We start from the raw sequence: 6,116 nt of genomic DNA, 5'->3' as shown, positions 1-6,116 counted from the left end.
AAAGCCAAGACTCGTGGGAGCGGGCTTGCCCCGCGATGGGCTGCGGCTCAGAGCTCGCCGTAGATACGCTCCACCTGCGCCCGGGCATCGGTGGCCGAGGCCAGCGCCTCGAGGTACAACCCGCGCGCCTCGATCAAGGTGCGTTGGGCATCGAGCACATCGAGAAACGCGAACTTGCCCATCTCGAAGCCGCGGGTCGCGGTGTCCACCGCCTGCTGCGCCGCCGGCAGGATGGTGCGGTCATAGGCCTGCACCTCGCCCATGGCCGTGGCCCACTGGTCGAGGGCACTGCGGGTATCGCTGCGCAGGCGCAACTCCACGGCATTGCGCAGGTCGCGGGCCTGATCGGCGCGGCGCGAAGCGGCCAGCACGTTGCCCTGGTTGCGGTCGAACAGCGGCAGCGGCATCGACAGCCCCACCACATTGACCCGCTCACGGTCCTCGCGGCTGTACTGGCTGCCGACGCTCACGGTCAGGTCGGGGATGCGCTTGGCCTTCTCCGAACCCAGGCTGGCCTCGCCACGCTCGATCTGCGCCGCGGCCAGGCGCCAGTCGGCGGTTTGCTCGACCTTGCCCAGCAACTGCTCGGCCTGGGGTGCCGGGCCAGGTGACAGGTTGCTGCCGTCGAGGCTGTCGAAGCCGGCCCTGGCGCTGCCGGTCAGCCGCGCCAGGGCCTGCCAGGCCACGCTGCGCTGGGTACGGGCACGGCGCACAGCCGCCTCGGCCTGGGCCAGCTGCACCTGGGCGCGGGTCGCCTCGACCGGTGACGACTGGCCGGCCTTGACCCGCCCTTGTACCACCCGCAGCCCGCGCTCGGTCAGGGCCTGGGACTGCTGCGCCAGCTCCAGCGCGGTCTGTGCGCGCAGGGCGGCATGGAAGGCCTGGATCACGTCGGCGCGCAGGCCGTTGCGCTGGCGCTCCAGTTCCAGTTGGGCGACCGTCTGGCCGGCCTGGGCCACGTCGATGCGCGCACCGCGCTTGCCGCCCAGTTCCAGCGGTTGGCTGAGGGTGACGGTGGTGGTGCTGGTATCGCGGCGGGTGTCCTCGACCTCCCAGGACAGCTCGGGGTTGGGGATCAGCCCGGCCTGGCGGCGCTCGCCCTCGGCAATGCCGATCTCGCGGCTGGCGGCGGCGAGTTCGGGGTTTTCGGCGAAGGCGGCGGCGAGCGCCTGGTCCAGGCTCAGGCCCTGAGCGCTGGCGGGGCCGGCCAGCAACAGGCAGAGCAAGGCGATCTTGCGGGGGATGGGCACGGCTTGGGTCCTCGTCGACGCGCGGCGGAATGCGTTGGCGAGGGACTGTAGGGAGCGGTGGTTATCGGGGCGGTGGCGTGAGGATTACAATTTTGTAATCTCGGCGGGCGCCTGGCCTGGATCGTGTGCGGGCCACCGGGTGTAGGGCGACAGCCTTGCAGCGCTCTCAAGATCGAGCGCCGCCCGCGCGGCGCATCGCGGGGCAAGCCCGCTCCCACAGTTTGTTTCGGGCCAGTCTTTCCTGTGCCATCACCTGGTCCGCCTTGTTGGTACGACGCAGTTTCAGTGTGGACGTTGCCGCCGCCCCACATGGCTCAAGGCGTGCACCAAGGCACGCGCCGGTACTTTCACAGGAATAATTGGCCCGAAACAAACTGTGGGAGCGGGTTTACCCGCGAAGCGCCGCGCGGGCGGCGCTCGATCTCATAGGCGCCGCAAAAACACCGGCGAACCCATCCCGGCCCCCACCCAGTCCGATAATCGCCCATTTTCCAGGCCGACCATTTGACGAAACTAACCGGGTAGTACAAAACTCACAACATCCAAAAACAACAAAGCGATACCCCGCCATGACCCCCCGAATCCTCGTGCTCAACGGCCCCAACCTGAACCTGCTGGGCACCCGCGAACCGGCCCAGTACGGCCACGAAACCCTCGCCGACCTGGCCAACCTGTGCGCCACCAATGCCGCTGAACTGGGCCTGGAGCTGGAATTTCGCCAGACCAACCACGAAGGCGAACTGCTCGACTGGATCCACGCCGCCCGTGGCCGCTGCCACGGCATCCTGATCAACCCCGCCGCCTGGACCCACACCTCGGTCGCCATCCGCGACGCGCTGATCGCCAGCGAGCTGCCAGTGATCGAAGTGCACCTGTCCAACGTGCACAAGCGCGAACCGTTCCGTCACCTGTCGTTCGTCTCCAGCATCGCCGTCGGCGTGATCTGTGGCCTCGGCAGCCGAGGCTACAAGATGGCCCTGGCGTACTTCGCCGAGCACTTCAAGGAGCAGGCATGAGCACTCCAGGCATCCTCGCCGGCCTGATCGGCCGTGGCATCCAGGCCTCGCGCACCCCGGCGCTGCACGAGCACGAAGGCGATGCCCAGGCGCTGCGCTACCTGTACCGGCTGATCGACGCCGACCAACTGGGCGTGGACGACAGCGCCCTGGCACAACTGCTCGATGCGGCCGAGCGCACCGGCTTCACCGGGCTGAACATCACCTTCCCGTTCAAGCAGGCGATCCTGCCCTTGCTCGACGACCTTTCGGACGAGGCGCGGGGTATCGGCGCGGTGAACACCGTGGTGCTGCGCGGCGGCAAACGGGTCGGCCACAACACCGACTGCCTGGGCTTCGCCGAAGGCCTGCGGCGTGGCCTGCCGGACGTGGCCAGGCGTCAGGTGGTGCAACTGGGCGCCGGCGGTGCGGGCTCGGCGGTGGCCCATGCGCTGCTGGCCGAAGGGGTCGAGCAGCTGGTGCTGTTCGAGGTGGACGCGGCCCGTGGCCAGGCGCTGGTGGACAACCTTACCCAGCACTTCGGTGTCGGCCGCGCAGTGCTCGGCAGTGACTTGGCCTGCGCAGTGGCCGAGGCCGATGGCCTGGTCAACACCACGCCGGTGGGCATGACCAAGCTGCCGGGCATGCCCCTGCCGGCCACGCTGCTGCATGCCCGGCTGTGGGTGGCGGAGATCATCTATTTCCCGCTGGAGACCGAACTGCTGCGCCATGCCCGGGCCTTGGGCTGCCGCACGCTGGATGGCGGCACCATGGCGGTGTTCCAGGCGGTGAAGGCGTTCGAGCTGTTCAGCGGGCGCACGGCCGATGCCGAGCGCATGCAGGCGCATTTCGCCAGTTTTGACTGAGCGAGCCATCGCGGGGCAAGCCCGCTCCCACGCAAGACAGCAGCGTGGGAGCGGCGGTGCGCCGCTGCGACTTGCCCCGCGATGGGCGTTGCGCGATCAGGCCTTGATATAACGCATCACCGCCTCGCAGATCACCTGCTTGTGGCGCTGCTTGACCTGCTCGTCCGACAGGTCGATCTGGAAGATATCGCCAAAGGTGTGGCGGTTGGACACCCGGTAGAAGCAGAACGAACTCATCAGCATGTGCAGGTCGATCACCTCGATCCCCGGGCGGAACACGCCTTCGCGCTCGCCACGGGCGAGGATCTTGCCCAGTGCATCGAGCACCATGCTGCTCATCTCGCGGATCACCGGCGACTGCTTGACGTACTCGCCGTAGTGAATGTTCTCGGTGCAGACGATGCGCACGAAATCGACGTTGTTGGCATGGTGGTCGAAGGTGAACTCCACCAGGCGCTGGATCGCCTGCTCGGGGGCCAGCGATTCCAGGTCAAGGCTGTGCTCGGTCTTGCGGATATCGCCGTAGAGCTTGACCAGGCACTCGACGTACAGCTGCTCCTTGCTGCCGAAGTAGTAGTAGATCATGCGCTTGGAGGTGGCGGTGCGCTCGGCGATGGCGTCCACCCGTGCGCCGGCCAGGCCCTGCTGGACGAACTCGGTGATGGCGGCCTGGAGAATGTTCTCGCGGGTCTTCTCCGGGTTGTTCTTGCGCGTTTTGCGCACCCCTTCGGCTTCTGGCTGGACTACCGAATCACTCATACCGACTCACAGGCTCATTGTAGGAATCCGCAGGATTATCCGTGAGCCGGGCGGCGCAGGGAAGCGCGCTGTTGGTCGGGTGGTCAGGTTTGGCCCATCTGGACTCATCGCGGGGCAAGCCCGCTCCCACGTGGAGGATGCCGGGGCGGCTTACTGGATCAGCCCGAACTCACGGGAAAGTGCCAGTCTCCCGGGCCCACAGAAAGGTGGGGTGTTTGTGTTCCCCCCGCGATGCCTCACAACACTGTTTTACGCCCTACCCCGCTACGCGCCTTGGCCATCGCGGCCAGACGCACCGCCACGTTGGCCGCGCCGTATCCGGCATAGCCACCCTTGCGCTGCAGGACTTCGAAGAAGAACCGCCCTTCGAACGGTTCGGTGTACACGTGGAACAGTTCGCCGCCCTGGGCATCGCGGTCGTACAGCACGTTGTAGTACGCCAGTTCACTCAAGAACTCATCGTCGAAATCGAAGCGCGCCGCCAGGTCGTCGTAGTAGTTCAGCGGGATCTCCAGCAACGGCACCCCGGCCTCCTTGGCCCGTGCCACTTCGCGGAAGATGTCGTCGCAGTCGAAGGCGATATGGTGCACGCCCGAGCCGCGGTAACTGTTCAGCGCATGGGCAATGGCGGTATTGCGGTTCTCGGAGATGTTCAGCGGCACCCGCAAGGTGCCGCAGTGGCTGCGCAGGGCGCGGCTCTTGACCAGGCCGTAGGGGTCGGGCAGCACCACCTCGTCGTCGGCGGTGAAATCGAACACGCTCTTGTAGAACAGCACCCAGCTGTCCAGCGCCTCGGCGGGCAGCGCCAAGGCCATATGGTCGATGCGCTGCAAGCCGCCACTGGCGGTGGCGCCCTGCTCCAGGCGGAAGTCGGTGTCGTAGATGCTCAGGCCTGCGCCTTCGGGCTCGACCAGGTACAGCAGGCTGCCATCAGGCGCGCGCACGGCAGGGATCTCCCGCTCGTTGGGGCCGACCAGGCCACGGAACGGCTGGCCGCGGTAGGCGGTGGCGCGCTGCAGCGCTGCCGGGCCGTCCTTCACCCGCAACGCGGTGGCGCACAGCGACGGGCCGTGGGCCTCGAAGAAGTTGTGGGCAAACGAATAGGGTTCGGCGTTGAGCACGATATTGATCTCGCCCTGGCGCAGCAGGCGCACGGCCTTGCTGCGGTGCGCGCCGGCCTCGGCGAAACCCAGGCGCTTGAGCCACACGCCCAGCCGCGCGCCGACCGCCTCGTCGACCGCGAACTCAAGGAACTCCACGCCGTCGTAGGCGCTGGCGGCAGGCGGCGCAAACAGCACGCCCGGCTCCACGGCCCGGGCCTCGCGCTCCAGTTGCAGGCGAGTCTTCTCTTCCAGGTACAACAGCGAGCGCAGGCCATCGGCGGCATTCTGCCGAGGGGGCGCGGCGCGGAAGCCGTCGTTGAACACCTCCAGCGACAACGGCCCGCGGTAGCCCGTGGCCAGGATCGGCGCAAGGAAACCGGCCAGGTCCATCTCGCCCTGCCCAGGGAAGCAGCGGAAATGCCGGCTCCACTCCAGCACGTCCATGGCCAGGATCGGCGCATCGGCCATCTGCACGAAGAAGATCTTGTCGCCCGGGATATCGCGGATGGCGCTCGGGTCGCCCTTGAGCGACAAGGTATGGAAACTGTCGAGGATCACCCCCAGCGCCGCGTGGTCGGCCTGGCGCACCAGGTTCCACACCTGCTGGTAGGTGTTGACGTGGCGGCCCCAGGCCAATGCCTCGTAGCCGATGCGCAGGCCACGACGGCCTGCGTGCTCGGCGAGCAGGCGCAGATCGTCCACCAGCAACTGCTCATCGCCCAGGGCATCGGGCTGCACGTTGCTGCACACCAACACCAGGTCGGTGCCCAGCTCCTGCATCAGGTCGAACTTGCGCTCGGCGCGGTCGAGGTTCTTGTGCAGGCGCTCGCGGCGGCAACCCTCGAAGTCGCGAAACGGCTGGAACAGGGTGATGGCCAACCCCAGATCGGCGCACATCTGGCGGATCTCGCGGGGGCTGCCGGCGTAATACAGCAGGTCGTTTTCGAAGATCTCGACGCCGTCGAAGCCTGCGGCGGCGATGGCTTCGAGTTTCTCTGGCAGGGTGCCGCTGAGGGACACGGTGGCGATCGAACGCTGCATGGCGGGTGTTCCTTGTTATTGGGGGTGTGCAATGAACTCATCGCGGGGGGGGGGGAGTACAGGCGGTTACTAATCTCGATGCAGGGGGGTAGCTTGCGCGCA

At 67.2% G+C, this 6,116-nt stretch carries 5 protein-coding genes; 2 read left to right on the top strand and 3 right to left on the bottom strand.

The window, feature by feature from the left end; all coding sequences use genetic code 11:
- Nucleotides 1-47 precede the first annotated feature (47 nt).
- The gene (locus tag ACO6VM_RS12145) at nucleotides 48-1,250 is read right to left on the bottom strand and encodes a TolC family protein (RefSeq protein WP_401060727.1); all 1,203 of its coding nucleotides are present in this window, start codon (nucleotides 1,248-1,250) and stop codon (nucleotides 48-50) included.
- A gap of 569 nt (nucleotides 1,251-1,819) precedes the next feature.
- Between ACO6VM_RS12145 and aroQ the strand changes: the two genes are divergently transcribed.
- Nucleotides 1,820-2,266 (top strand): type II 3-dehydroquinate dehydratase, encoded by a 447-nt coding sequence (gene aroQ / locus ACO6VM_RS12140; protein WP_401060725.1) that lies wholly within the window; start codon nucleotides 1,820-1,822, stop codon nucleotides 2,264-2,266.
- The gene (locus ACO6VM_RS12135; RefSeq protein WP_422403324.1) at nucleotides 2,263-3,111 is read left to right on the top strand and encodes a shikimate dehydrogenase; all 849 of its coding nucleotides are present in this window, start codon (nucleotides 2,263-2,265) and stop codon (nucleotides 3,109-3,111) included. Before aroQ ends, ACO6VM_RS12135 begins: the two co-directional genes overlap by 4 nt.
- 96 nt (nucleotides 3,112-3,207) lie before the next feature.
- Here ACO6VM_RS12135 and ACO6VM_RS12130 read toward each other — a convergent pair whose 3' ends face one another.
- Entirely contained in the window at nucleotides 3,208-3,870 is a 663-nt protein-coding gene (locus ACO6VM_RS12130) for a TetR/AcrR family transcriptional regulator (RefSeq protein ID WP_110995941.1), read from the bottom strand.
- 236 nt (nucleotides 3,871-4,106) lie between these two features.
- Entirely contained in the window at nucleotides 4,107-6,014 is a 1,908-nt protein-coding gene (quiC, locus tag ACO6VM_RS12125; RefSeq protein WP_401060722.1) for a 3-dehydroshikimate dehydratase QuiC, read from the bottom strand.
- Nucleotides 6,015-6,116: the final 102 nt, after the last annotated feature.

The organism is Pseudomonas sp. GZD-209 (genome assembly GCF_049310485.1).
Taxonomy (GTDB): domain Bacteria; phylum Pseudomonadota; class Gammaproteobacteria; order Pseudomonadales; family Pseudomonadaceae; genus Aquipseudomonas; species Aquipseudomonas sichuanensis.
The sequence above is the reverse complement of the archived record's forward strand: the minus strand, read 5'-3'. Positions and strand labels throughout refer to the sequence as shown.

Excerpts from the sequence above, each read along its gene's own strand:
- ACO6VM_RS12135 (WP_422403324.1), top strand. The coding sequence starts at position 2,263 with ATGAGCACTCCAGGCATCCTCGCCGGCCTGATCGGCCGTGGCATCCAG.
- aroQ (WP_401060725.1), top strand. The coding sequence starts at position 1,820 with ATGACCCCCCGAATCCTCGTGCTCAACGGCCCCAACCTGAACCTGCTG.
- quiC (WP_401060722.1), bottom strand. The coding sequence starts at position 6,014 with ATGCAGCGTTCGATCGCCACCGTGTCCCTCAGCGGCACCCTGCCAGAG.
- ACO6VM_RS12130 (WP_110995941.1), bottom strand. The coding sequence starts at position 3,870 with ATGAGTGATTCGGTAGTCCAGCCAGAAGCCGAAGGGGTGCGCAAAACG.